Annotated in this window: 16 protein-coding genes, 1 tRNA gene and 1 pseudogene; 10 read left to right on the top strand and 8 right to left on the bottom strand. The window is 60.4% G+C overall.

The features are described 5' to 3' along the window. Positions 1-26: 26 nt before the first annotated feature. On the bottom strand, positions 27-830 hold the full coding sequence (locus J0W34_RS16095) for a helix-turn-helix domain-containing protein (protein ID WP_230969454.1): 804 nt from the start codon (positions 828-830) through the stop codon (positions 27-29). Positions 831-1,049: 219 nt separating this feature from the next. On the opposite strand from J0W34_RS16095, the gene pobA reads away from it, so the two are divergent. Both pobA and J0W34_RS16085 read left to right on the top strand, forming a co-directional pair. Then, positions 1,050-2,237 (top strand): 4-hydroxybenzoate 3-monooxygenase, encoded by a 1,188-nt coding sequence (gene pobA / locus J0W34_RS16090; protein WP_230969453.1) that lies wholly within the window; start codon positions 1,050-1,052, stop codon positions 2,235-2,237. A gap of 364 nt (positions 2,238-2,601) precedes the next feature. Next, entirely contained in the window at positions 2,602-3,552 is a 951-nt protein-coding gene (locus J0W34_RS16085) for an alpha/beta hydrolase (RefSeq protein WP_230969452.1), read from the top strand. 6 nt (positions 3,553-3,558) lie between these two features. On the opposite strand, the gene J0W34_RS16080 is transcribed toward J0W34_RS16085, so the two are convergent. Further along, entirely contained in the window at positions 3,559-4,707 is a 1,149-nt protein-coding gene (locus tag J0W34_RS16080) for an HD-GYP domain-containing protein (RefSeq protein ID WP_230969451.1), read from the bottom strand. A gap of 306 nt (positions 4,708-5,013) precedes the next feature. Here J0W34_RS16080 and J0W34_RS16075 point away from each other — a divergent pair, with 306 nt between their 5' ends. Genes J0W34_RS16075 through J0W34_RS16045 form a run of 7 tightly spaced genes read left to right on the top strand, consistent with a single transcriptional unit; the run spans position 5,014 to position 15,706 of the window. After that, positions 5,014-6,396 (top strand): TIGR03013 family XrtA/PEP-CTERM system glycosyltransferase, encoded by a 1,383-nt coding sequence (locus tag J0W34_RS16075; RefSeq protein WP_227816440.1) that lies wholly within the window; start codon positions 5,014-5,016, stop codon positions 6,394-6,396. A gap of 44 nt (positions 6,397-6,440) precedes the next feature. Beyond that, positions 6,441-8,516: an XrtA/PEP-CTERM system histidine kinase PrsK gene (prsK, locus tag J0W34_RS16070; RefSeq protein ID WP_230969450.1), complete on the top strand. Its 2,076-nt coding sequence runs from the start codon at positions 6,441-6,443 to the stop codon at positions 8,514-8,516. Continuing rightward, positions 8,513-9,874: a PEP-CTERM-box response regulator transcription factor gene (gene prsR, locus J0W34_RS16065; protein ID WP_230969449.1), complete on the top strand. Its 1,362-nt coding sequence runs from the start codon at positions 8,513-8,515 to the stop codon at positions 9,872-9,874. Before prsK ends, prsR begins: the two co-directional genes overlap by 4 nt. Before the next feature lie 5 nt (positions 9,875-9,879). Further along, entirely contained in the window at positions 9,880-12,666 is a 2,787-nt protein-coding gene (prsT, locus tag J0W34_RS16060; RefSeq protein ID WP_230969448.1) for an XrtA/PEP-CTERM system TPR-repeat protein PrsT, read from the top strand. A gap of 54 nt (positions 12,667-12,720) precedes the next feature. After that, positions 12,721-14,004 (top strand): nucleotide sugar dehydrogenase, encoded by a 1,284-nt coding sequence (locus J0W34_RS16055; protein ID WP_227816444.1) that lies wholly within the window; start codon positions 12,721-12,723, stop codon positions 14,002-14,004. 7 nt (positions 14,005-14,011) lie between these two features. Next, on the top strand, positions 14,012-14,926 hold the full coding sequence (locus tag J0W34_RS16050; protein WP_230969447.1) for a transglycosylase SLT domain-containing protein: 915 nt from the start codon (positions 14,012-14,014) through the stop codon (positions 14,924-14,926). A 12-nt stretch (positions 14,927-14,938) separates the two neighbouring features. Next, positions 14,939-15,706 (top strand): S1 family peptidase, encoded by a 768-nt coding sequence (locus J0W34_RS16045; RefSeq protein WP_227816446.1) that lies wholly within the window; start codon positions 14,939-14,941, stop codon positions 15,704-15,706. 79 nt (positions 15,707-15,785) lie between these two features. Here the strand turns inward: J0W34_RS16045 and J0W34_RS16040 are convergent. The 6 genes and pseudogenes from J0W34_RS16040 to J0W34_RS16015 form a co-directional block, all read right to left on the bottom strand. Further along, positions 15,786-16,018: pseudogene (locus tag J0W34_RS16040) on the bottom strand (helix-turn-helix domain-containing protein); the annotation flags it as partial. Positions 16,019-16,197: 179 nt separating this feature from the next. Then, positions 16,198-16,497 carry a barstar family protein gene (locus J0W34_RS22325; RefSeq protein ID WP_227816512.1) on the bottom strand — a complete coding sequence of 100 codons (300 nt, stop codon included), beginning with the start codon at positions 16,495-16,497 and terminating at the stop codon, positions 16,198-16,200. 750 nt (positions 16,498-17,247) lie between these two features. After that, the gene (locus tag J0W34_RS16030) at positions 17,248-22,107 is read right to left on the bottom strand and encodes a two-partner secretion domain-containing protein (protein ID WP_230969446.1); all 4,860 of its coding nucleotides are present in this window, start codon (positions 22,105-22,107) and stop codon (positions 17,248-17,250) included. Between the two features lie 12 nt (positions 22,108-22,119). After that, on the bottom strand, positions 22,120-22,932 hold the full coding sequence (locus J0W34_RS16025; protein ID WP_230969445.1) for a peptidyl-prolyl cis-trans isomerase: 813 nt from the start codon (positions 22,930-22,932) through the stop codon (positions 22,120-22,122). A 17-nt stretch (positions 22,933-22,949) separates the two neighbouring features. Continuing rightward, the gene (locus J0W34_RS16020) at positions 22,950-24,581 is read right to left on the bottom strand and encodes a ShlB/FhaC/HecB family hemolysin secretion/activation protein (protein ID WP_230969444.1); all 1,632 of its coding nucleotides are present in this window, start codon (positions 24,579-24,581) and stop codon (positions 22,950-22,952) included. A 204-nt stretch (positions 24,582-24,785) separates the two neighbouring features. Continuing rightward, positions 24,786-24,860 (bottom strand) — tRNA-Arg (locus J0W34_RS16015). Positions 24,861-24,970: 110 nt separating this feature from the next. On the opposite strand from J0W34_RS16015, the gene J0W34_RS16010 reads away from it, so the two are divergent. After that, entirely contained in the window at positions 24,971-26,866 is a 1,896-nt protein-coding gene (locus J0W34_RS16010) for an ATP-binding cassette domain-containing protein (RefSeq protein ID WP_230969443.1), read from the top strand. Positions 26,867-26,874: the final 8 nt, after the last annotated feature.

Below are 26,874 nucleotides of genomic sequence, written 5' to 3'. Positions count from 1 at the left end.
CGCCAGCGTGGCCGGTGTCGGTGCACTCAGGCCGCGTGCCTGCGCCGGAACGCCGATGGCGACATCCCCGCCAGGCGAGTGAAGAACCGGGTGAAATAGGCCGGATCCTCAAAACCCAGCGTCAGGGCGATGCTGGTGATGTCCTGGGCGGTGTAGACCAGCAGCCGGCGTGCTTCGAGCATGAGGCGTTCATGGATGAGCGCCTTCGCGCTCTGCCCGGTTTCCGAGCGGCAGGTGTTGTTGAGCTGTGCCGGGCTGACCCCCAGACGTTGCGCATAGAAGCCGACCGGCTGCCACTCCCGGAAGTGCTCGTCGATAAGCCGGCGATAGCGGACCAGACGCCCGTGCTGGCGGTTGTCAGCGGCGGGCTGGCTGGCCTGCTCGGCACGGGCAAGCCAGACGAGAACTTCGGTGAGCAGGGCGGTCATCATGTTCAGGCGACCGGCGGCGCGACTGCGGTATTCGACGCCGAACTGGCGAATGCAGCGGGACAGCCAGGCGCGGGCGTCCGGCAGCGGTGACAGCGGATGGTGCGCCGCCTTCTCCAGTGCGGCGTGCAGGTCTGGCGACAGGGCCAGCATGTCCCTCAGGATGCCCAGCGGAATGCTGATGATGTGTCCGTCGATATCCGGGGAAAAATGAAAGCCATGCACACACCCGGCGGGGATGAGCACAAGGCAGGGGGGCGAAAGCTCGATCTGTCGGGTTTCAAGCGTCATGTGCGCGTGTCCGGAGGCCAGATGCAAGATCTGGGTCAATCCGTCGTGACTGTGGGTGTCAATTTCCCAATTATGCAATTCGCTTCTTGCCCGGATTGTCTCGAAATGCATGGGCTCCGGGGTTACCCACAGGGATTTTTCTCCGTATAGCTGATATTTCGGAATGGCATGACTTGGCATGAAGCCCTCTCGGACAAGGGGTTTTCATCAGTTTAGGCAATGTCCGGTGTTTTCAAAAGTGCAAGTGTTCTCTCCCCTCAGTGCAAGCGACCAGGCCTTCGGATGGCTACGCTGGACTGACCAAAACAACAGCCCTTTGTGGAGAGAGACATGAAAACGCAAGTCGGCATCATCGGTGGCGGACCCTCCGGACTGTGTCTGGCGCGCCTGCTGAGCCAGCACGGCATCCGCAGCGTGATCCTCGAACGACAGACACGCGCGCACGTAGAGGGGCGCATCCGGGCCGGGATCCTCGAGCAGGGGATGGCCGATCTGATGCGCCAGGCCGGCGTGGGTGAGCGCATGGATCGGGAAGGTCTGCTTCACGATGGCATCGTGCTGGCCTTCGATGGACGCCTGGAACGTATCGACATGGCGGCCTTGACCGGCGGCAAACAGGTCATGGTCTATGGACAGACCGAGTTGACCCGCGACCTGTACGACGCCGTGCTGACCGATCCTCATATCACTATCGTATTCGAGGCGTCCGACGTGGCGCCGGCGGGGTTCCTGGAAGGCAGCCCACGGCTGTCCTTCAACAAGGAGGGCGAATCCGTGACCGTCGAATGCGACTGGATTGCCGGTTGCGACGGATACCATGGTGCCTCACGCGCCGCCGTGCCCCCCGAGATGATCACCGAGTACGAGCGGCTGTATCCCTTTGGCTGGCTGGGCTTGCTGTCCGACACGCCGCCCGTTCATGAAGAGCTCATCTACACCTACCATCCGCGCGGCTTCGCACTGTGTTCGATGCGCTCGACAAGCCGCAGTCGCTATTACCTGCAAGTGGGGCTGAACGAGAAGGTCGAGGACTGGTCGGATGATCGGTTCTGGGACGAGTTGGGCAAGCGTCTGCCTGCCACCATGGACAGCGAGCTGGTGACGGGGCCCTCGATTGAAAAAAGCATCGCCCCGCTGCGCAGCTTCGTGGCTGAACCCTTGCGCTTCGGCCACCTGTTCCTTGTCGGGGACGCCGGTCATATCGTTCCGCCCACCGGCGCCAAGGGGCTCAACCTGGCCGCATCGGACATGTACTACCTGTCCACGGCACTGATTGCCTACTACGAGCAGGGCCGTGAGGATCTCCTTGATCGATATTCAGAGACCGCCTTGCGTCGTGTGTGGGCCGCCGTGCGTTTTTCGTGGTGGTTCACCCAGTTGATGCACGATTTCGGCGAGGACCCGATTGCCCACAAGATCCAGCTGGCTGAACTGGATTACCTCCTCAGCTCCACGGCCGGTCAGACGACCATCGCAGAGAACTACGTCGGGTTGCCGTTTGACGCGAGTTTCGTTTGATCTCCATCGACTGGATCTCGCGCTCGTCCATCGGCGCGTCTAATTGGGGGTGACTGAGGCAGAGCCCATCCGGCCGGTTTTCAGCCGGCTAACTCGCGCTCGTGCTCATTCGGGAGTTTTCGCGCTGGAGCGCGCGACGACTGCATCAGGGGGAGCGCGAGACATCGGCTGATCGTTTCATGGCCAAGGGACGACGAGGGGCCAAGCCGACGTCGGCCGTCTTCTTGTAAAATCCGCGCTCAGTTGATGATTCGAACGTGCGGGCCCGGACCGGTCCGCTCGATTCGCCGTCGCGCACGTTTCGCCGCTCCGGCCCTGATGCGTCGCTCGCTGACGGCCCCTGCCGCCCCCCGGAGATACTCGCGTGCCGCTCGACCCCAAAGCCCAAAGTCTGCTTGACATGGTTTACCGCGTGGGTGCGCCGCGCTTTGCCCAACTCGACGAGCGCCAGGCGCGTCACTCGTTCCAGAAGCTGGCCTACGCGTTCCGCCCGGAGACGCCCGCTGTCACGTCGGTGACCGAGGTGCCGATCCCGCGTGCGGACGGCAGCGTCTTGATGGCACGGCTGTATCGCCCCATTCAGGCGCATGCAGGCGAGCGATTGCCCTTGTTCGTGTTCTGCCATGGGGGCGGTTGGTGTATCGGAGATCTGGAAAGTTACGACGTTTTCTGTCGCCAGATTGCCAACGGTGCCGCGGTTGCGGTGCTGTCCGTAGATTACCGTCTCGCGCCTGAACATCCGTTCCCGGCGGGCTATCTCGATGTTGCGCTGGCGGTGGACTGGAGTATCGAAAACGCGGATTTGCTCGAGATTGAGCCGGACGCGGTTGCCCTTGGCGGTGATAGCGCGGGGGGTAACCTGACGCTGGCCGTTGCACTCAAACGTCGCGACGAGCAGGTCCTGCCCGCGCTCAAACACCTGGTGCTGATCTATCCGTGCACCCAGATACTGAGTGATCGCCCCAGTCGCGAGACCTACGGCGAGGGCTATTTTCTCGACAAGGACAGTCTTGAGTGGTTTTTCGAGCGCTATCTGCCCGGGGGTGAGGCCGCAGACTGGCGTGCCTCGCCGATGAATGCCCAGTCACTCGCCGGATTGCCGCCGATGAGCTTTGTGACTGCTCAATGCGATCCGCTCACGGATGACGTCGCGGCCTTTGCCGAGCGCTGTCGCGCTGAAGGTTGCGACGTGGTCTATCGCGAATTTGCGGGCATGGTTCATGGCTTCGCGATCCTGGGTGGTTTCTTCCCTCAGGCAACGGAGGCGGTTGCGGCCATCTGCACCGACCTGCAAGCACGGCTCGCGCAGGGGTAGGCCGCCTCAAACGCCGTGAGCGGCGTAGTGGTTCCACAACGAGGTGAGCTGCTTGCGTTCGCTCACGAACGCGTCGACACATTCCTTGTCGAGCTGTTTGCCTGCCATCTTGCGCAACTGGTCAAACGCTTCGTCGATTGACCAGGGTTTCTTGTAGGCGCGCACATTGGTCAGTGCGTCGAAGATGTCCGACACGGTGATGATGCGTGTTGCCAGCGGAATGTCGTCACCCATGCGGCCCTCGGGATAGCCGCTGCCGTCGAGATACTCGTGATGGAAGGCGACAATGCTGCGCAAAGTGTCAATGCGTGGATTTTCGGTCAGACCGAAGTCGTCGATGAGCCGGTCGATGAGTGCCGAGCCCTTGGTGACATGCGCTTGCATGGTTTCCCGTTCCGACGCATCGAAGCTCCCGGGTTTGAGCAGAATCTCATCCGGGATGCCAATCTTGCCGATGTCGTGAAGCGGGGCGTAGAGCGCGATTTCGGGGGCAAATCGGTCGCCTAGGCCGTGAGCGCTTTGCAGCCGCTCGGCAAGTAGCCCCGCGTAGCCCCCCAGGCGCAACTGGTGCTGACCGGTTTCGGTGTCACGCATGAGCGTGAAGTCGCGCGCAAAGCGGACCGCACCGAACAGGCCGAAGATGGCATCGATCTCCCGCACCACCAGCGAAGCTGCCATGGGCAGCCAGGTCATCAGTTCGTTTTCGGTGGCTTCATTCAGCGGGTGACTGGCGCGGTGCATGATCACCAGAAACCCCAGTGGCGACTTGCCCCGGCGCAGGGGCAGGCAGACGAGCGGCAGGCAGGTGTCGCTGGCCAGCCAGGCAATCACCGGGTCTTTCAGGTTCGGTTGCCGTGCCGGACGGTCCTGGGCAAGGCATTCGCGCAGAGTGACGCTCTCATCGATGCGGCAGGGCGTGTTTTCAGCGCTGATGGGCTCATGCCCGTTGGCGTCGATGCGCGAAGCGATCCGGGTTTTCTGCGCGTCCAGCCACAACAGGGCGAGTCGGCACGGGTGCGTCATGCGCAGTGTCAGCGTGGCTTGCAGTGGTGCGAGGATGTCGGGCAAGGAGCGCTGGACAAAGGAATCCACCAGGCGCGTATTGATGTTGTCAATCGGCGACAGGGTATCGACTTCCGGTGGGGGCTGATGCATTGTCTGTAACGTTGGGTTTCGATGTCTCGACGTTGCATGTTGCGACTGGCCAGCATGCCTGACGACGGTGTTTTTCCGTCGATTCTAGTCGTGCGTTCCGCCTGCGTCATGCGCGCAAGGTACTCAAACGTTTGTTTGTGACTTCTTTGGGAGGCTCCGGCGGCAATCCCATTGCTTCTGCGGTGTCTCGCTGTCACCGTGTGATGTGGATCACGAGAGCGTTTGGATGCGTCGGGTATCGTTATGCCAAACGATACTAATGCGTGCCAAACGGATAGAATGCCGGGTTCCACGCGGAGTCCAAAGATGCTGAAAATATTCAGTCACTATTTCCCGACGCACACCCTGGTTCAGATCGCCTCCGACGTGCTCATCCTGTTCGTTGGCGTCATGCTGGCGGTGGTACTTCAACCGGAGGCGGGGGTCGATGCCTGGCGAACGGTGCTGCCGTCCGCGCTGCTGTTTGCCATGGCCATGGTCGTGCTCAACGGGGTGACGGGTTTTTACCGACCCGTTGCGGGGCAGCGTTTCAAGGACGTCATCGCACGCGTGCTCGTCGGCGTGTTTGTCAGCATTCCTGTCGCCTACGCTGTCTTCAGTGTGCTGCCGTGGGGCGAATTTGCTTCCGAGGCTGTCGAGATGTCTGTCTTGATGGTGCTGGGGCTCATGCTGGCGATGCGCGCGTTTTCCAATCGCGGCCCGCGAAGCGCCATGCTCAGCCGCCGAGTGCTCGTTTTCGGCACGGGTGATGAAGCCAAAGCGGTTGCGTCCGCCCTGGGCGATCCTTCACTGCGTGGCATGCAACTGGTGGGTTTCATGCCGTCCGGCAACGACGAGCAGATCACCGTCGCCCATGAATCCGTCTTTCAGGGGCGACAACTGCTTGATCTCGTTGATGAAGAAAGTGTGAACGAGATCATTGTCGCGGTTCGGGAGCGTCGTGGCGGTGTGCTGCCGCTGCGCGAATTGCTCGATTGCAAGATGCGCGGTGTTCGCGTATTCGATCTGTCATCGTTTTACGAGCGTGCCCGTGGCCAGGTCCGGATCGATTCGCTGCGCGCCAGCTGGCTGATCTATGGAGAGGGCTTCCGCCAGGGGCTCATGAGAACCGTGGTCAAGCGCTTCTTCGATCTGGTGGCGTCGTTTATTTTGCTGGTGCTTGCGCTGCCGGTCATGCTTGTTACCGCGCTGGCGATCGTGATCGAGGATCGCGGGCCGGTGTTCTATCGCCAGATCCGCGTCGGCCAGAATGGCCGCCAGTTCAAGGTGACCAAATTCCGCAGCATGCGCACCGACGCCGAAAAAGACGGCAAGCCCAAGTGGGCTTCGGCCAATGACGACCGCACGACGCGGATCGGCCGGCTGATCCGCAAGCTGCGTATCGATGAATTGCCCCAGCTGTTCAATGTGCTCATCGGCGACATGAGTCTCGTGGGCCCGCGCCCCGAGCGCCCGTATTTTGTGGATCAGCTGACCGCCGAGATTCCGTTCTACGCGGTTCGCCACTGCGTCAAGCCGGGTGTGACGGGCTGGGCTCAGGTTCGCTACCAGTACGGTGCGTCGGTGGACGATGCGGTGCAAAAACTGCAGTACGACCTGTACTACGTCAAGAATCACACCTTGCTGCTGGATCTGGTGGTCCTGGCTGAAACGGTTCGCGTCGTGTTGACGGGAGAGGGTGCGCAGTAAACACCACGTGGCTTGCCCTCGCGTTTGCGCTCATTCGTTGAACGATGATATCTGACACCGCTCAGCTGGCCGTCTGGGGATACGCCCTGGCGGCCATTGCGTTTTTCCTGTTCGGTCTTTATGTCCTGGCTGCACAGCGGGGGCGTGGTGCGGGTGGCGCGCTGCTGGCGGCGCTCATGGCCAGTGCGTTCTGGTGCGGCTCCAGTGCCCTGTTTGCCAGCGGCGTGCCGTATGCCTCACTGGCGACGGTCCTGACCGGTATCGCCCGTGAAGCCGCCTGGTTCTGGTTCGTTCTCCAGCTGATCCGACAGATTGACGTGCGGCACAGGCGCTGGCCGGCACTGATGACGATCGCCCTGATCGGGGGGCGCATGCTCACGGTGTTCATCGACATGAGCGGCGTCGGGATTCTGGGCAACGGAGCGCAGAACAGCATTCTTCTCCAGCTCCTCTCCGGCATCTACATGCTGGTGCTCGCCGAGCACCTCTATCGCACCCTGCCAGCCGAGTCCCGATGGGGGCTCAAGCCGCTGTGTCTGGCGCTCGGTGCAAGCGCCGTTTTCGATATCTACCTGTTCGCCGATGCCTTTCTTTTCGGTCAGATCGACCCGGATGCCTGGGCGATCCGGGGGAGTGCGCATGCGCTGGTGCTGCCACTGATTGCAGCGAGCGCGGCGCGGGTCCCTGGTTGGTCGATCAGGCTGGCCGTTTCCCGCGAACTGGCGTTTCACACCACCGCGCTGGCCGCCTCTGGCGCCTATCTGTTGCTGGTGGCGGGCGCGGGATATTACGTCCGCTACTTCGGGGGGGAGTGGGGGCGTGCCCTGCAGCTGGCCTTGCTGTTCTTTGGTCTGCTCGCTTTCGGTGTGGTCGTGTTTTCAGGCGCGCAGCGCGCCCGGCTGCGTGTCTTCATCAACAAGCATCTTTTTCCCTATCGCTACGACTACCGTGCCGAGTGGCTCAAATTCACCAACGCGCTGGATGCAGGCGAAGAGCACGACCTGAGTCAGGTGACCATCGCCGCGCTTGCCGATCTGGTGGAAAGTGCTGGCGGGGCTCTTTGGCTGGCCGATGGCGATGGCACCATGCGAGTCAAGGCGCGGCTCAACATGCCCGATTGCGACATCGCGGTGCCTGCGGACGATCCTGCCTGCGTCTTCATGGAAAAGCATGGCTGGGTGCTGAATCTGGAGGAATACCGGATGCGCCCGCGTACCTACGAAGGTTTCAAGTTGCCGTCGTGGCTGTACGGCATCGATGACGCATGGCTCGTTGTGCCGCTGATTTCGGGCGATGCACTGATCGGGTTTGTCGTCCTTCTGTCGCCGCGCACACCCTTCGACATCAACTGGGAGGTGCTCGATCTGCTCAAGACGGCCCAGCGTCAGGCGGCCAGTTACCTGGCCCGGATGCAGGTGGCAGAGGCGCTGATCGAGGCGCGAAAGTTCGATGCATTCAACCGCATGTCCGCCTTTGTGGTTCACGATCTCAAGAACCTTGTTGCCCAGCTGTCGCTCATGCTGAAGAACGCAGAACGTCACAAGGATAATCCCGAGTTTCAGGCGGACATGCTCGAGACCGTGGCTCATGTCGAGCAGAAGATGCGGCATCTGATGATGCAGCTGCAGAAAAAGAGTGCCATTGACCGGGATAAGCCGGTGGAGCTGGGCGATATTCTGCGCCGGATTCGCAAGTCGAAATCCCATGATCGGCCGCTTCTGTCGCTCGAGATCGAGAGCGAGCCGCTATGGGTCAAAGCCAATCCGGAGCGGCTTGAGAGGGTCATAGGGCATGTTGTGCAAAATGCCCTCGACGCCACTGACGACGATGGTATGGTGGTGGCATGCTTGGCGCAGGATAGCGCCGGCAAGGCAGTGGTCCGGGTGACCGACACAGGGTGCGGGATGACGCCGGAATTCGTCCGGCATCAGCTCTTCAAACCGTTTCAGACGACCAAGTCGAGCGGGATGGGCATCGGGGTGTTCGAGGCCCGGCAGTATTTGCTGTCACTGGGGGGAGAGATTGTGGTCGACAGCGCACCTGGCGTTGGTACCACGATGACACTACTGTTTTCCGAGGTCACACAAACGCCTGCGGCGGAGCCGCAAATGGAAGAATGAGCGAAAAACAACGGACCTTGATGGTTGTCGAAGACGATCCCGCGCTGCAAAAGCAGATGCGCTGGGCCTTCGGTGATTTCGAGACGGTGCTGGCGAGCGATCGCGAAAGCGCCATCGCGCAGTTGCGTCGCCACGAACCGCCTGTGGTGACGATGGATCTCGGCCTACCGCCGGATCCCGATGGCGTCACGGAAGGCTTTGCGCTTCTGCAGGAGATGCTCGCGCTGGCGCCGGACACGAAGGTAATCGTGCTTACTGGGCAGCACGACCGTGAAAACGCGGTCAGAGCCGTCGGCATGGGGGCATATGACTTCTACGCCAAACCGTTTGAGCCCGAGTTGCTGACACTGACCATCGATCGGGCGTTTCGGTTGTTCGATCTGCAGCGTGAGAACCAGCGTCTGAAGACCGAGAGCGGCTCGCCCCTTGACGGTGTTCTGACCCGTGATGCCGGCATGCTCAAGGTGTGCCGTACGGTGGAGAAGGTCGCTTCAGCCAATAACGTGACCGTGGCGCTGCTCGGCGAGAGCGGCACAGGGAAAGAAGTGCTGGCCCGGGGCGTGCACTCGCTGTCCAACCGTTCTTCGGCACCGTTCGTGGCCATTAACTGTGCAGCAATTCCCGACACCCTGCTCGAAGCCGAACTGTTCGGTTACGAGAAAGGCGCGTTCACCGGTGCGGTGAAACAGACGCTGGGCAAGATCGAGACAGCAGACACCGGCACGCTTTTCCTGGACGAAATCGGCGATCTGCCCATGCCGTTGCAGGCCAAGCTACTGCGCTTCTTGCAGGAGCGGGTGATCGAACGCATTGGCGGCCGGAAAGAGATCCCGGTCGATGTTCGGGTGGTGTGTGCAACCCATCAGAATCTGCCGCGCTTGATCGAAAGCGGGCAGTTCCGCGAAGACCTTTACTATCGCCTGGCGGAAATTGTCATCGAGATTCCGCCGCTGCGTGACCGGCCCGGAGATGCGGTATTGCTGGCGCATGCTTTCGTGCAGAGATTCTCTGAAGAAAACGGGCGTGGCTCAATGCGCCTGTCCGACGATGCTGTTTCTGCCATCGAGGCCCATCGCTGGCCTGGCAACGTGCGTGAGTTGGAAAACAGTCTCAAGCGCGCGGTCATCATGGCTGATGGAAATCGCATTACGGCAGATGATCTGGGTCTGGAGTCCGGTGAGGACAACCTCGGCGCACTGAATCTGAGACAGGTCCGGGAGGCAGCCGAAAGTACCGCCATCGCCGCGGCCATGTCACGCGTCAATGGCAATGTGGCTCGAGCTGCAGAGGTGTTGGGTATCAGTCGCCCCACGCTTTATGACCTCATGAACCGATACGGAATCAAAAAGGAAGTCTGAAATTGATGAAGCTTTCGAATGCTCGCGAGCATGTGTTCTCGCGCCGAATCCTGCCGTTTCTGCTCTCCGGTCTGTTGCTGTCCGGATGTGGCGCATCTCCCGATGAGATGATTGCCTCAGCGCGTGGATTCATCGCCGAAGGCGACTACCCTGCGGCCGTCATTCAGTTGAAAAACGTGTTGCAGGAAGAGGGCTCTCACGCTGAGGCGCGTTTCCTGCTGGGCAAGATCTACTTCGAGCGTGGCGAAATGGTCAACGCGGAGAAAGAGTTGGGCATCGCGAGCCGGTTGGGCTACGAAAGTGCCGGACTTGTCCCCATGTACGCTCGCGCGCTGGTCTCCGTCGGCGAGAACGACAAGGTCGTCGAGCAATTCGGCGAGACAAAGCTGCCCGATCCGAAAGATCAGGCTCAGGTGCTCGCTGCCTTGGGCGATGCCGTCTTTACCAAAGACATCGATCTGGCCAACCAGCGCTACCGCAATGCACTCGCCCTTGATCCTGAAAATAGCTACGCCCTCGTCGGGACGGTGCGTGTGCTCGGATTGCAGGGCAAGCCCGATGAAGCCATGGCGGCTGTGAACAAGGCGCTGGAAATTTCACCTGACAATGCGGCACTACTGTCGATGCGTTCGGTGTTGTTGATGGCCAAAGGCGAACGTGATGCAGGGTTGGCCGATCTGAGCCGGGTCATCGAAATCGACCCGAAGAATCAGGGCGCCTATCTCACCCTGGCCACGAATCTCGTCCGGATGGGGAAGGTCGAGGAGGCTCGTAAAGTCGTTGCAAAGCTCGAAGCGGCCGTCGGAAAAACGCCAATACGCAACTATCTCATGGCTGCGTTGGAATTGCTGGACGGTAATGCCGAAGCCGCGCGCGATCTGGTTCAGGAAGTGGTGCGGGTCGCTCCCGATTTCACACAAGGCCGTCTGCTGGCCGGTTCCATCTTCTTGCGCCTCGGTGATCAGCTCCAGGCACAGACCAATCTGAACCGGGTGCTTGAGGCAAATCCGGACAACTTTCAGGCGCGCCGCCTTCTGGTGATGTCGTACATCGCCCAGCGCGATGCCAAGCGTGCAAACGACGAATTGTCTAAAGTGCTCAGTGCCGCGCCGCTGACGCCCGACACTTTGCGTCTTGCCGGTCAGGTGGCCCTGCTTTCAGGTGATTTCGACAAAGCTGCCGGATACTTCTCGCAGGTCGTCGAAAAAGCCCCGGAGGATGCCGGTGCCATGACGCGTCTGGGGATTACTCGCCTCGCGGCTGGCGAGCTTGACCAAGGGCTTGAGGATCTGGCAGCCGCCAGCGCCATGGATGAGGGTCGTGGCTATGCCGATTTCGCCCGGGTGACCACCTTGCTCAGGTCCCAGCGGTTCGACGATGCCGTGGCCGCCCAGGCTGTGCTTGAGAAGAAGTTTCCCGATTCGGCGCTGACGAGGAACCTCCGTGGCGGTGTGATGCTGGCGATTGGCGACTATGCCGCTGCCGAAAAAGCATTCAACGACGCGCTTGAGGTCGATCCAACCTTCTTGCCGGCGGCCAAGAACCTTGTCCGCATTCATTTGAAGAATCAGGATGTCGATGGCGCCCGCAAGGTGTATCAGACCCTGTACGAAAAGGCGCCCGAACGCGCGGATATCATTTCAACCGTGCTCGATTTCGAGATTCTCAACGATGGTGATCCTGACGCTATTCGCCGCTATTACGACAAAGTGACGCGGGTCGAGCCCGAAGCGATTCTGCCGCGCATGGCCTTTGCGCAGTGGATGCTGGCGCAGGGCGACAAGCGTGGTGCCCTGGCGGTTGTTCGTGATGCCCAGACCGTTGCGCCCCAGAATCCGATCGTGCTCGCTGTGCTCGGCCGCATGCTGGTCGCCAACGGTGATTTCGAGGAAGGCGTTTCCGTCCTTCAGGCGCGGGTCGACCAGCGTCGAAACGATCCCAAGGCGCTGACTGATCTGGCCATCGCCATGCGGCGCAATGGAGACGATGTTGGCGCTGAGCGGGCGCTCAAGAGTGCTCTTGAACTCGAGCCGGAGAGTCAGGCTGCCAACTCCGAATACGCCAAGTTGTTGATCTCGAAAGATCGTTTCAGCGAAGTGCTGCCGATGTTGCGAAAGCAGCAGAACGGAAAGGCCGAATCGCTGTACGCCTATCTTCTGGAGGCAGATGTTCTGGGCAAGCAGGGCAAGCTTGAGCCGGGGATCGCCGTATTGCGAAAGGCGTTGGAGATTCAGCCTAACACGGTCGCGGCGATCACTCTGCACAAGCTCCAGCGGGCTGCTGGCAAGTCGGCCGAGGCTGATAAAGGTTTGCGCAGCTGGATGGCAGAGCACCCTAAGGATCTGATCGTCAAGGCCTACGCCGCCGAACAGGCGCTTGGCCGAAACGATTACGCCGAAGCGCGCCAGTTGTACGAAGCGCTGCTGGAAGAAAAACCGGAAAACGTATCGGCCATCAACAATCTGGCCTGGATTGCACAGCAAACCGAGGATCCGAAAGCGATCGAGTATGCGCAAAAGGCCTTTGCCCTGGCGCCATCGAATCCCGCCGTACTCGACACACTGGGGATGATCCAGGTCGAGAAGGGTGATTTCGAGGCGGGTATAGGCAATCTGCTGCGAGCGCTCGATATCGACCCAAAGGCGACCGCCATTCGGCTCAATCTGGCCAAGGCCTACGCCAAGGCTGCAAAGAAGGCAGAAGCCGAGCGCGTGATCGACAGGCTTGAAAGCGAACTGCCGCCGGATAGCCCGGTCCGGGCTGAGACGACTAAACTTCGTGCATCCTTGTGACGCACTCGAATTTGCAATAAGAATCGACGCATTTTTCCAATAGGATTGAAGAACGTGACTACTACCGTTGCTGTCATTGGCCTGGGCTACGTTGGCCTTCCGCTGGCTGTTGAATTTGGCAAGAAGTACAAAACCGTCGGCTTTGACCTCTCTGAAGCCAAGGTGGCCGCCTACCGTGATGGCTACGACCCGACGGGCGAAGTCAGTCGAGAAGACCTCGCCGCAGCGACGCTGCTCGATTGTTCGACTGACCCGGCCCGCATTGCCGAAGCCGATTTCATTGTCGTGGCCGTGCCGACCCCGGTCGATGAGGCCCATCAACCTGATCTGACCCCGCTGGAAAAATCCTCCGAGACCGTTGGCAAGCATCTCAAGCAGGGTGCCATCGTGGTCTATGAGAGCACGGTCTACCCAGGAGCGACGGAAGAAGTCTGTATCCCGATTCTTGAAAAAGTGTCTGGCAAGACCTGGAAGAAAGACTTCTTTGTCGGCTATTCACCGGAGCGCATCAACCCGGGCGACAAGGAGCGTACGGTCACCAAGATCGTCAAGGTGGTCTCCGGTGATACGCCCGAGACCCTGAAGAAGGTTGAGGAAATGTACGGCGCAGTAATCACCGCAGGCGTGTATCCGGCGGCGACCATCAAGGTGGCTGAAGCGGCCAAGGTGATTGAAAATACTCAGCGTGACCTGAACATTGCGCTCATGAACGAGTTGGCGGTGATCTTCCACAAGGTGGGCATCGACACCGTCGACGTGCTTGAAGCGGCCGGTACCAAGTGGAACTTCCTGCCCTTCCGTCCGGGTCTGGTCGGCGGGCACTGCATCGGTGTCGACCCTTACTATCTGACGCACAAGGCGGAAATGCTGGGCCATCACCCTCAGGTGATCCTCGCCGGCCGTCGTATCAATGACACCATGGGCAAGTACGTGGCCGAGCAGACGGTCAAGCAGATGATCAACGCCGGACAGAACATCAAGGGCTGTAACGTGATCGTGCTGGGCCTGACCTTCAAGGAAAACTGCCCCGACCTGCGCAACAGCAAGGTGATCGACGTCATTCACGAACTGCAAAGCTACGGCTGCAACGTCATTGTTCACGACCCCGTGGCCGAATCGGGCGAAGCCGAGCACGAATATGGCGTGTCGCTGGTCGATTGGGACGCACTGCCCAAGGCGGGCGCCATCGTTGCAGCTGTTGCGCACACCGAATATGCCCGGATGTCGATGGACGAACTGACCGGCAAGCTCGAAGCGGGCGGTGTGTTTGTCGACGTCAAGTCGTTCTATGACCGCGAAGCGCTGGCGAAAACCGGCGCACGGGTCTGGCGCCTGTAAAGACGCCATGAAATTGCGTCATGCCTTCACCGCGCTCCTGCTGTGCCACCTTGGCACAGCAGGAGCGGTTGCGGCACCGCGTGACGCATTGACGCCCCGTCAGATTGACGAGGCCATGGCTCAACACGCGCAATACCTGCTGGCGGCCGGTGTGGCCTTTGAGCATGGCGAGGGCGTGGCACGCGACCCGGAACGTGCGGCTGCGTGCTACTGCGAGGCCGCACGGCTGGGCGCGCCTGAGGCCATGTTTTCGCTTGGTTGGATGTATGCCAACGCCCGTGGCGTTCCGCGAGACGATGCCTATGCCGGCACCCTGTTTGCCATGGCGGCCATGCTCGATCACCCGCAGGCCAGCAAAATGCAGCGCTACACGGGCGACTACACAGGTAGCGTCCCCGCCTGCCTGACGGCACCGGATTGGGAGCGATATGACGGCGTCGTGACCCGGTTGATGGCACGTCTTTCGCCCGAGCGGCGTCAGGTCGTCAACACCGTCATTGAGCTTGCGCCGCGCTTCGGCGTCGAGCCGCGTTTTGCGCTTGCCATCGCGGCTGTCGAGTCCGCGTTCAACCCGGCCGCAATTTCGCCCAAGAATGCCCAGGGGGTCATGCAACTGATTCCCGAAACGGCGGCACGTTTCAATGTGCAGAATGCCCTCGACGCACGACAGAATATCGCCGGCGGCCTCGCGTATCTGAGATGGTTGCTGGCGTATTTCGAGGGCGATGTCCGCCTGGTGGCTGCTGCCTACAATGCGGGAGAGGGCGCGGTCGAACGTTATCAGGGCGTACCGCCCTATGCTGAAACCCAAGCCTATGTGGAGCGGGTTATCGGCTATTATCAGGTGGAGACACATCCCTTCGATAGTCGGGTCGTGCCATCTTCATCCATCCTGGCGCAGACGCGCCTTGCCAGCCAGTAGCGGAGCGTACACATGCCCTTCCAGGGATGGCGCCGGCGCCTGATGTTGGCCCTGGCCGTCCTGGTCTGGGCCGTTCCAGCGCTTGCAGATTTGCCTGCAACAATCAAGAAAATCAAACCGTCGATTGTTGCGGTCGGGACCTACCAGCCTACGCGCAGCCCGGCTTTTGAATTCCGAGGGACCGGATTTGCGGTGGGCGATGGCATGACCATTGCCACCAACGCCCACGTCTTGCCCAAGACACTTGATCTGGATCGTCGGGAAACGCTCGCCATCGTGGTGGACGAGGGCGACGGGTATGTTCCGCGACCGGTCGTCCGCGTGCGCAATGACCCGGATCACGATATTTCGGTGCTCCAGTTGCAGGGCGGAGCGCCGTTGCCAGCACTTGAACTGGACGATCGCCCGGCGATGGAGGGCGAGTCGGTTGCATTTACCGGATTCCCCATCGGCAATACCCTCGGGTTCCGCCCGGTGACACACAGGGGCATCGTCTCAGCGCTTACCCCCAGCAGCATCCCGCGTGGCAATGTTCGAGAGCTCAATGCACGGCAGATCCGAGCGCTGGCCAACAACACCTTTGAAGTCTATCAACTCGACGCGACCGCCTACCCAGGCAACAGCGGCAGTCCCCTCTACGATCCGGAAACCGGACACGTAATTGGCGTGCTCAACTCCGTACTGGTCAAGGAAACGAAAGAGAACATTCTTTCGAATCCATCCGCGATCAGTTATGCCATCCCGGTGCGGTACCTGAAGGCGTTGCTGGAGTCTCGCTAAGCATAGCGAACAGTGGATGGGTTGCAGCCTCAAGCGAAGGGGGGCTTCCAGTTGACTGGTATGCCGGCTGGGGGCTCGTCAGAAACGAGTCTTCGACTTCCTGAGCGATACGGTTCGGGTGCGGCCCACGGCAACCCGACACCTTGTCGAGCAGCCCGGCCGAGCCGTAGGTCTGGTCGTTGCGCCGGATCCCGTAGAACTGATGGCGCGGATAGCCCATCGGTTTGTGCATGCCTTCGACACGTTCCGAAGGTCCTGGGCAAGCTCCAGCAGGCTGAGCTTGCGACGGGCTACGTTTTCGTTCGCGGTCATACGGTTTCGCTCCTGAGTCATCGACAGGTAGGGGTACCCGTCTATTAATCCAGTCAGTGACCATATGACCACCCCCGAGGTGGGCAACTGTCAGGTGATTACCGCATCAGTACAATCAATGACTCTGACCCCATTGATTTTTTGCTGACCCCATTGATTTTTTGGATTTTTTGCGCCAGCTAATCGAGATCGTATGTGAATTTGTCCTCCCATCCGTAACGTTCGTCTTGCAACCGAACTCGCTCCAAAACGGACACTATCTTTTCAAAGATATCGCCCAGCACTGCCTTAGACATCGCAGAGTTTGTCCAGACGAGCTTCATGGGGCGTTCAACACTCGCACTGAGTAAGTCCCATAGTGCATCGAGATTGTGACCGTAGAACCTCTGGACATCTAGTGCTTGCGCAAGCTGCACATGGAAATCCTGCTCGCAGGTTATATGGTCGCCAAGAATTTCGATTTTGATTTTGCGCCTCACTTCCACGTACCAATATTTGTCACCGTCTTGTAGTGGTCGGTAGTTATGTAGAGCAATCCATCATTTGAGTACAGCAGCCGAGTTCCTGATTGATTCCTTCTCGACATAGTGTTGCTCATCCCAATGTCTGCTTCGTACCAAACACGCCCACTTGCGCAATCGACAGGGTCAGAGTCATTGATTTCTGCCATCCGGCGCTTGGCATGAAAGACGGTATCTGACCCCGGTGGCATGCGGAATCGCTGGAGCGTCAGATGAGTGTGGCCTCCGAAACCCTGCTGCGCCAGCAGGTCAAAATCAATGACTCTGACCCCTTTGATCTGGCCGAGTGCATCAAATATGGCACGGGGTTTGCAATGTCATGGTCGTCATCAAGGAGTCATTGCAACACCGCAATTTTAACGCAACATACTGTTTTTATGTGTTTTTGTGCGCTAACTTAATGGCATTGGGTGTAGGGGAGAAGACGGTATCTGACCCCATTGATCTTGATCTGAGATGTGATATGCAAAATAAATAATCAGAGTCTCCTTAAGTCATGAATATAGAGCCGAAATTCGTTCTCATCTAGTTCGAACTGCTTCCCTTCCTCCATAGCCATCAGTGTCAATAATGCTCGGTCCATATCAGGGGAGAGCTCTAATCCGTAATCCTGATAAATTTTGAACGCAACTTTTGCAACCTTTATCGGATCGTAGCCATCTGCAATTGATTTTTCTAGCTCGTGGGCTAGAAGGGCTCTAGTGAACACTATTTCCAGCTTTCCAATTCAGCTCCCGTGGGCGGGAAATGTTGAGACTCTACGGGTTGTCCATTGATGCTTTTGGGATGGACTCGAATGATTGATCCCGTGTGATCGTAACTTTCCATCCATTGGCGAGTGGCGCCAGTGGCCGGATCGTATTCCGTTACAAACGAAGCTCCACGCGTAGGTCCTTCTGTTCGAGCTGGAACCTCCTCAGAATAGTAGCGAACCCGGCCGTCCGGTAGCAATTTTGTTCTAGCCGCTGTCGATTGCGCTTTTTGGAGGCCGGCCAGTTTGGCTCGTAACGCTAATTTTGCATTTATATTTTCGGCTTGGTAGTCCGACGAGGAATTGGTGGCCCCCTGCGCGCGGCCAGCCCCCTTAATCGGCACACCTCCCGAAGCAATCGCGGCAAGCGCCGCTGCCGCCTCCGGCGACAGATCCAGCCCTTGCGAGAAGTAGCGCTGCATGGTCGCTTCTGCCCAGGTTGCTTCCACCATCACGTTCATTTGAACGAGTCTTGCCATGTAGGTGGATGCGGGGCCATCTAGCTCGAATAGCGATTCGTCCTGAAGGGCGTGGACTCCGGTGTTGAGATCGAGAGAGTACGCTCGACACTCTTCAACAGAAGACATGCACGCGAGATAGCCCTCCTTGTCTTGAATTTCGCTAGTTTCTGCCCACTTTGCGAAGACGCCGACGATGCAGTCCTCATCGCTCCCACACGCCTTCATTTCGTCCTTTGCTTCAGTAAGCTGTCGATGGCTCAGGTAATTATTCACAGTCGCATTTTGAGCAACCCCCGCCGCCGCAACCCCGTCATGCCCGAGCGCTTCGGCCGCGTAGCCGCCGGCCAGCATGGTGATCGCCGTGAGCGCGATGTTGCGTGCATCGCCTTGCAGACCCAGCGCGTCGTCCAGGGGTTGGGCTAGGGCGGCAGCGGTGATGCCGCCGATGGCCCCGGCGGTGGGGTCGCCGCCGCGGGCGGCTTCCGACATGGCGCCGAGTACGCCGTGCGTGAGCATGTGGCCGAGGGAGCCTTCTTTGCCGATGAAGGCAGAGCCGATGTCGTTGGCGGCGTAGGCCGACATGTCGTTGATGAAGCTGCTCTTGAGCGCGTCGATGAAGCTGCCGCCGTTGATGGCGGAGGAGACGCCAGCGTTGACGACGGCGCGGGCACTCGAGGCGATCAGGCGGTCGGTCGGGTTGGCGAACCCGAAGGTTTCGGACACGTTGCCCGAGACGGCGGTGCTGACCTGCCCCAGGCTGTTGATCGTTGCGCCACCTTCGAGGATGGGGGCGTTGGTGATCCCGTAGGTGACGCCAGCGACGGCGCCGCTCTTGAAGGCGGAGCCCCAGTCTACGCGACCGGTGGCAATGCTCTGGCCCACCGCGCTGCTCAGGGTGCCTGTGACCGCGCTGGTGAGTACGGCATTACCCAGGCCGGCGGTGGTCAGGGAGGCGCCTGTCATGCCGGCCATGGTGCCGGCCGTCGCACCTGCCATTGAGCCAATAGCGGCCGAAATCGCCGGTGTGAGCACGACCGAAAGAACGACGGCTGCGACCATGGCAACGATGTTGAGCCCACCACCCTTTGCCTTGAACTTTGTCTTGAGCCGATCCTTGGCGACTTCATATGTGAAGGCGTCACCCAGCTCCGCGCGAATCTGCGCCTCGAAAGCGCTGGTCAGCTGCCGGGTTTCGGCTGCGGTGCTGCCGGTGACGATAAAGTCGCCCGAGCGTGAGTAGATGCGGTCGGCGTTCAGATCCCACTGCGCGGCCTGCATGAAACCGCCGGGCTGGACGGTGTCGCCCTTGATGATGAGCTTGCCGCCCTTGACCTTGCGCTTTTCGTAGTAGTAGGCGTTTCGTTTCTGGTTGCTGAGTTGATTGGCATCAATCGTGATGAGACCGTCGGAGATGACGAAGCCGGTGTTGTTGATGCGATCGGCTTGCAAGGCGATGGCGACCTCGCCCTGCAGGGAGCCGCCTTCATATTGAATCAGCTGCTGTTGCCAGATTTCGGGCAGGTAGATGGTTGGGGTGAGTCTGCCGCCAGCAGTTGTGTACCAGAGGACGGGGGCTGTGAGCTGGGCCTGTTGGCTGGCACTGAGCGGGGTGCCGTAGGCGATGCCGTGTTCGATGGCAAAAGAGGCGCCATTGGCGGCCAGAATGGCTTGTTGTTGCTGCTCCGGAGATTGGCCAGTGACCGGATCCCAGGTGAGGCCGGGGAGAATCCACGCTTGTCCGGTGGTGGCGAGAAGGGCATTGCGGATGGCGGCCAGTTCTTGTGCGCCGGAGAGTGCAAAGGGCTGCGAGCTGGCCAGTGCTGGGGGCACGACCTGCATGAGCAGTTCGGGCTGGTAAGCGGCGGCCGGATTGGGGCTCAAGCTAGGGACGTTGGCATAGCGTGACAAGGATATGACCGACGGTGGCAGGCTCGGTGCGCCGATGCGTCGGTAGTAGTCGCGCCGCACGTCCAGACCGTTGCGGATGGTGTCCGCGCGGATCAGCAGGTTTTCTGCACTGATTCTGCCGGTGTTGATGAAACTCGATGGCGCCGGATTGGGTGACGCAGGCAAGCCTGCGGCTGTGCTCCCGTTGGATTGTGTGGTGGGGGTACCACTGCGGGGGAAGCTGTCGACGCTGAAGGTGCCGCCGGCCTGAATGGCACTGCTGAGTGTGCCCAGGTGAATGTGTCCGCTGCTCGAGCGAGACCAGTCGATGGCCGACGAGCAGTTAGACGTGCAGGTGGCGGACGAATGTTGCATCAGGGGGGCGTCAGACCATTGCGCTTGCCAGTCGATGCCGTAGCTGCGATCACTGTTGGTGAATTCGTTCGTGGCGATGTCGATGTTTCGCCCGGCCGTGACATTGGCGCCCCGGTTGCTGAAGGCCTGGGTGTCGACGATCAGGTCGCGTCCTGCTGCCATGTCGGCGCGCGTGCGCAGTTGGTCCACATCGGCGGTGCAAACTCCGCGGTAATTGGTGATGCAGCCCCGGTAGGGTTCAGGGGACGGTGGCGCGTGCACCGGGGAGATACAGTTGGTGGTGATGCCGTCGATGCACAGCCGTTCGCCGGTGTAGCGATGTTCTTCGTGCTTCGTCGTGATGTTCGGGGTGTTAACGACTTCCGTGGCCTTGATGCGGATGTCGCGCCCTGCCAAGAGGGCGTTTCCGTTGGTGAATTGTCCGTTTGTCAGGACAACGATGTCACGGTTGGCGACGAGTCGATTGAAATTGAAGATGTCTGCCTGATAGGGCGTTGCCTCGAGCACACTGCTTTTGATGAGTTCGATGGAAACCGACGGTGCTGCGTCATAGGCAACAGAGGCCACCAGGCTTTGTGTCAGGTAGATGTCCTGTCCGGCGAAGAAGTCGCTGATTTGAGAGGAGTCAAAGTTGTAGGGGAGCGGCGTGCCCGTGAGAATCAGGTCTCGCCCGGCACGGACCGGGCCAAAGCCACTGACGAGTGCATCTCTGGTGGCGAAGATCTCGCCCGTGTTGGATTTGATTCTGACGCTCAGATCGTTTCCGGCTGTGATCCGGCCATCGTTTTCCAGCTGCCCGACGAGCTTGAGATCTCCGCCCGTCTCGATAACGCCATGGTTGGTGATCATGGTGCTCGAGACGTGGGCATTGCCGCCCGCGCGAATCACGCCTTCATTGGTCAGTGACCCGGACTCGTATCCCATGAACAAGGCAAAGATGTCTTCTCCGACTTGAATGGAGCCGCCTGCGGCAACGCGTCCGTCCGTGCCGCCAAGGGTGAGGTTTCTGCCAACCACAAGGCGGCTGACCGTGCTCATCGTCGGGAAACGCATGTCTCGGGCTGCATTCAAAGTGCCCGCGCTCTGGCTGAAGTTGGATGCGTATATGTTGAGATCCTCAGTCGCGGAGACGTTTGCGCCGGCAACGAGGCCCCGGTCACGGGTGCCACGCGACACAAGGGAGATCGTCCCTGCCGCCACGCTCTGCCCGATATCGATGGAGGCAAGCGTCGGTGTGTCGCTCCACGGCCCGGCGCTTTGCTTGCCGATGTCGCTCAGGGTCAGATCGGGCGGCAGCGATTCCTGCGCGCCCAATCCGCCAAAGCTCGGCCCTGAGGGGAGGGCGGGGGCCGGTGCGGGGCTTGAAGTGCTCGTTGTGGATCCGGAAAAATTTTGGGAGATGTCGAATCGGCCGCCGACGAGGTGAAGATCACCCTCCATGCTGATCGGAGCCGCAACGTCGATGTATCGGGAAAACACGTCGAGCCGCGCAGCCAGGTCCTGCAAACCGGTGCCGGTGAAGGCGACTTTGCCGCCGATGACGGCATGGCGGAGTCCGTTACTTTCAAGGGTGGGTGTCCCGGTCGTGAGCGTGACATGCGGCGTATTGATAAACCCGCATCCGTCACAGGTGATGCCATTGGGGTTGGCAATGATGAGCCGTGCTGACTGGCCGGCCACTTCAAGCGGGCCTAACAGTGAAGACGGATTGTTGCTGGTGACCTCGTTGAGGATGGTGCTGGCGGCGGTATTGCCCAGGTTCGGGTTGGCTTGAATGTTGCCCACAAGCTGGCTTGCGGCGGCACTAGTGGCGTTGTTGAGTACCATGCCGGCAGTCGGCACATCGAACTGCTGCCACTTGTTGTGTGACAGTCCGTTCGCGTCTGGAGCGGCAATATTGACGACCTCGACACCGGCGTTGATGCTGACATCCGCCTGATGCTGGGCTGGGGCTGTGATGTCGGGGACGGCGCCGGCCAGCGCGCCGTAAGGCGAAAGTACGAATGTGGTCAGGACTGCGGTGGCGACGGGGCGACGGATGCGCCGCAGAAAGGTGAGCGGCGAGCGCGACCTGATGGCAAGGTGCTTGATCATGATGGACTCCGCTCAGTCATTGACCTTGATGCTGGCATTGCGCATCAACTGGACGACAAAGTCCTTGGTCTGTGCCTGTATGGACTGGGCGACGAAAGCGTCAGTCAGCGTTTGGCGTACAGCGTCGAAATCTGGCACGAGGGTGTTGCGGCGGCTGTCCAGGCGGATGATTGCCCAGCTATCGCCCAGGGCGATTGGGGCCGAGACCTGGCCCGGCTGCATCGTGCTGACCGCACGGGCCAGTTCGATGGGCAGGCCGTTGGTGTTGCCAGCCTGAGCGGGTTGCTTGAAAGACACCCAGTCAAGCTCGCCGCCACGTGCAGCCGAAGGCACCTCGGAGACAGTGCGCGCGAGGGCCGCAAATTCTTCTCCCTTGGCAATACGGCGGGCCGCGTCATGTACCGCCTTCTCGTCGGTGGCTTGAATGAGGCTCAGACGAAATTCTTCTTTACCCAGACGGGAGACAATGTCGGCATACCGGGCGCGCAAGGCTTGTTCGGTAGGGGGGCGTGGTTTGATGTGCTGCGCAACCAGAGCGGCAATTGCTGCTTGTCGGCGCGCACGCTCAATCGCTTCCCGGGTGGGTAGTGTGTTGTCCAGCCCTGCGGCTTTGGCCTTTTGCCACATCAGTTCCTCGGCAATCAGTTGATCGCGCAGCTGATTGCGCAGGGCACTGGATGCCTCGGCGCCTTCCTGAACGGCGTGAGCGAGCGCTGCATCAATCGCCGACTGAGGAATCTCGACGCCGTTGACTGTGGCGGCCGGCGGTGATGCGTGAGCACAAAGGGAATAGATGGTGGTGAGCAGCAGGATGAGACGTTTCATGATGAGGTTCTCGACAATCAGAATTCGTAGGCGAGCTGGGCATGGAGGCGCCAGCTGTGGTCGTCGTTCAGGGGTGTGCGGCGAAGCGGTGCCGATATCACTGCCTCGGCAATAAGGCCGTCGGCGCTGTACCGCACGCCAGCCCCAAGGCTGGAAAGGCTGCGGCGCGTGGCGCCGGTGAGCCATACGGTGCCGACGTCCAGATGGGTGTATGGCGTGAGAGCGGATGCCGCGCTGATGGCGCCGGTAAAGCGCAGTTCCTGGCGCAAGGCGTATCCGGTATCGCCCGATAGTGACGCGTCACGGAAGCCACGCACTGAAGCCAAGCCGCCAAGCGACATCTGTTCCAGACCGGCTAGACTTAGGTGAGAGCGCTGCGCCTGCAGTTGAGCGGCATACTCGGTCGAAGCATTCAGGATGGCTACTGCGCCTGCGTTGATGCCGTACTTGATGAACTGGTGATGGGTGTCGGTTTTGTCGAGGTCTGATTCGTCTTTGATCGCGCCCAGGGCGGCGAGCCCTACAGCGATGGCCGGTTCGACGTAGAACTGGGAACGTGCGCCGCGGGTCAGACGGGTCCAGGCGGCACGAATGACGGTCGTTCGGTCGGTCTTCAGGTCAATGGGCCCATAGCGCCGTGCCGAGCGTGCGCGAAGCAAAGTCAGATCAAAAGCGTCGCGTCCCTCCCGGTTGAGGCGGAGTACCCGATTGAAGCCCAGGGCGATGGTGCTCGAATGGGTCTCGTACTCGAAACCGTGCAAGGGGATGGACGAGCGGGAGGCCGAGACGGTAGCTGACCAGGTGTTGAAACCGTCGGGGAGAGCGATGGAACCAAGCAGCACCTCGCTGCGCTCGCTACGCAAGTAGGCCAGTTGAATGTCTTCGAGCAGGCCGAATGTGTTCTCGGTGTGTGCCTGGATGCGTGCCCGCCCGGTGCCGGTGCTCTGTTGGCCCTGATTGTCGATCCCGACGCTCACGCGCCAGTTGCGGCCGGGATTCATGTTCAGATCCACGATATCGGAAAAGGCCGCGCTACCGGGCAGGATCTTGATGCGCGCATCAAACATGCGCAGTCGGTTGATCTGTTGAAGACCCTGTTCAAGTGCCTCAATCGAGAGTACGTCGCCCTCGGAGAGGGGCATGGCGCGTTCGAGCGCCGATTTGGAGAGCGCGTCGGCACGCATGGATTCGATGCGCCCCGGGATGAGTTCGATGTCGACAGTGCCTTCACGCTGGTTCAGACCTGTCACCGCAGCCCGGCTGGTCACCCAGCCAGCCTCGACCAGGCGTGCCGTGAGTTGCCGAATCAATAAGGTGAGACGTTCCTTGCCAAGCTCGAGTGAGGCATATGGGGCGAGCGTGTCGTCGACGATGGCCTGGGGGATCAGGTCGTTTGTGATGACGCGCACGGTCGGGTTCGGTATGACAGGGCCAAGTTCCGGGACGCTCTGAGGGTCGGCATCAAGCGCAGGCGCCGCCGGAATGGAGGCGGGCGCAGGCGAACTCAGTTGCTCAAGTCGCGCGGCGTTGCGTTGCTCATCGAGCAGACGGTTTGCCGGATCGGTCGCGGCATATGCTGCAATGGGAAACGCCAGGCAGCTCAGGCACGTGAGCGCGAGGTGTCGATAAGAACCGCAGTGTTGCAGCATCGAGATGCCTTGTAATAAAAAGTAACAAGGCGCGCATGTTAAACAGTTGTTCCAATAACGACATTGGAATAATTCACACGAGCGTATGAGCGTGACGGAAATCAATCGCTGATAGCCGTGATGAATGTCGCGCGAGACGGCAGGGTCTGGATGGCGACATTCAGCGAGCGTGGTACGGATGGAGACAGGGTAAGCAGCAAGCGCTGGTCTCCCCGGCAGGAATCGAACCTGCATCTAGCGCTTAGGAGGCGCTCGTTCTATCCATTGAACTACGGAGAGGCCGGCCCGCGTTGCACGGGCGAGGCAGGAGTCTACCGCGAAATGCTGTCCAGTGGGTGGCGTGGGACGTGGCGCGTTAGAATTCGGCTTTTGCTTCTGCGGATTTTCTCATGCCCCTGATTTCTGTCGACAGCGCATGCCTGGCTTTCGGGCACGTGGCCTTGCTCGATCACGCGGACTTTCAACTCGATCCAGGGGAGCGGGTGGCGCTGATCGGGCGTAATGGTTCAGGCAAGTCGAGCCTGCTCAAGGCGATCATCGGGCAGGCCGCGCTCGATGACGGGACGATCTGGCGGGCGTCGGATATTCGCATCGCCTATGTGCCTCAGGAGGCCGATTTCGACCTGGCGCGTTCTGTGTTCGACGTGGTGGCAGACGGACTGGGCGATGTGGCCGCTGTGCTGAAGGCCTATCACGAAGCGCTGCACCGGGTGGCGACGGATGCCTCTGACGCCGCCATGGCAGAGCTGGAGCGCTTGCAGCACGAGGTGGAAGCGGCCGATGCCTGGCGTCTGAACCAGCGGGTCGAAGCCATGCTCGACAAGCTTGGCCTGAACGGCGATATGCCCACGCAAGCCCTGTCAGGCGGAGGCATCAAGCGGGTGGCACTGGCTCGCGCCATTGTGGGTGAGCCGGAGCTGCTGCTGCTCGACGAGCCGACCAACCACCTGGATCTGGACGGTATCCTGTGGCTGGAAGAACTCATCAAGGGTTTTAACGGTGCGGTGATACTCATTACCCACGACCGGGTGTTTCTCGACCATGTGGCAACCCGCATCGTGGAACTCGATCGCGGCCAGCTGGCGAGCTTCGATGGAAATTTCACCGACTATCAGCGCAAGAAGGCGGAACAGCTTGAGGCCGAGGCCAAAGCCAATGCGCGCTTCGACAAGTTGCTGGCGCAGGAAGAAGTGTGGATTCGCAAGGGCATCGAGGCGAGACGCACCCGCAACGAAGGCCGTGTGAGGCGACTCGAGTCGCTGCGCCGCGAGCGGGCGGCCCGTCGGGATCGGCTTGGAAATGTCTCCTTGGCACTCGAGCGGGGTGAGGCGTCGGGCAAGATGGTGGCTGAGCTGACCGATGTCACGAAGGCCTATGACGGCAAGACCGTCGTGCGCGATTTTTCAACGCGTATTCTGCGTGGCGACCGGATCGGATTCATCGGCCCGAACGGGGCCGGCAAGACGACGTTACTCAAGTTGATTCTGGGCGAAATCGAACCCGACAGCGGCACGGTGCGTCGCGGTACGCGGCAGCAGGTGGCCTATTTCGATCAGTTGCGCGCACAGCTCGATCCGGAGGCGACCCTGGCCGAGGTCATCAGCCCCGGGTCCGAGTTCGTGCAGATTGGCAACGAGCGTAAGCACGTGATTGGCTATCTGGGCGAGTTTCTCTTTGCGCCCCAGCGGGCGCGCTCGCCGGTGAAATCGCTTTCCGGTGGAGAGCGCAACCGGCTCTTGCTGGCTCGGCTGTTTGCGCAACCGGCCAACTTGCTGGTGCTTGATGAGCCCACCAACGATCTGGACATCGAAACCCTTGATCTGCTCGAAGCCCTGCTGAACGAGTATGAGGGCACGCTGTTTCTGGTCAGCCACGACCGGGCGTTTCTCGACAATACGGTGACCCAAGTGATTGCGGCTGAGGGTGACGGGTGCTGGGGCGAGTACGCGGGTGGCTATGAAGACTGGTTGCGCGTGCGCTCGCGTACGCCGGAAAAGCGCCCGGAGCCGAAGCCGGCCTCTGCGCCCAAGGAAAAACCCAAGAGCGCCCCCGCTGCCAAGAAGTTGTCATACAACGAGCAGCGCGAGTTGAATGCCTTGCCGGACAAGATCAGTGCGCTTGAGGCAGAAGAAGCCAGCCTGCAGACGCGTCTGGCCGACCCCGCCTTGTATCAGGCTGCGCCGGAGCAGGTGGCCGAACTCAAGGCAAAGCTCGATGAAGTGGCCGAGGCCATGGACGCCGCCATGATGCGTTGGGAAGAGCTGGAGACCAAGGCCGGCACCTGAGATGGGGT

The sequence above is a fragment of the Nitrogeniibacter aestuarii genome, from assembly GCF_017309585.1.
Lineage (GTDB): Bacteria > Pseudomonadota > Gammaproteobacteria > Burkholderiales > Rhodocyclaceae > Nitrogeniibacter > Nitrogeniibacter aestuarii.
The sequence above is the reverse complement of the archived record's forward strand: the minus strand, read 5'-3'. Positions and strand labels throughout refer to the sequence as shown.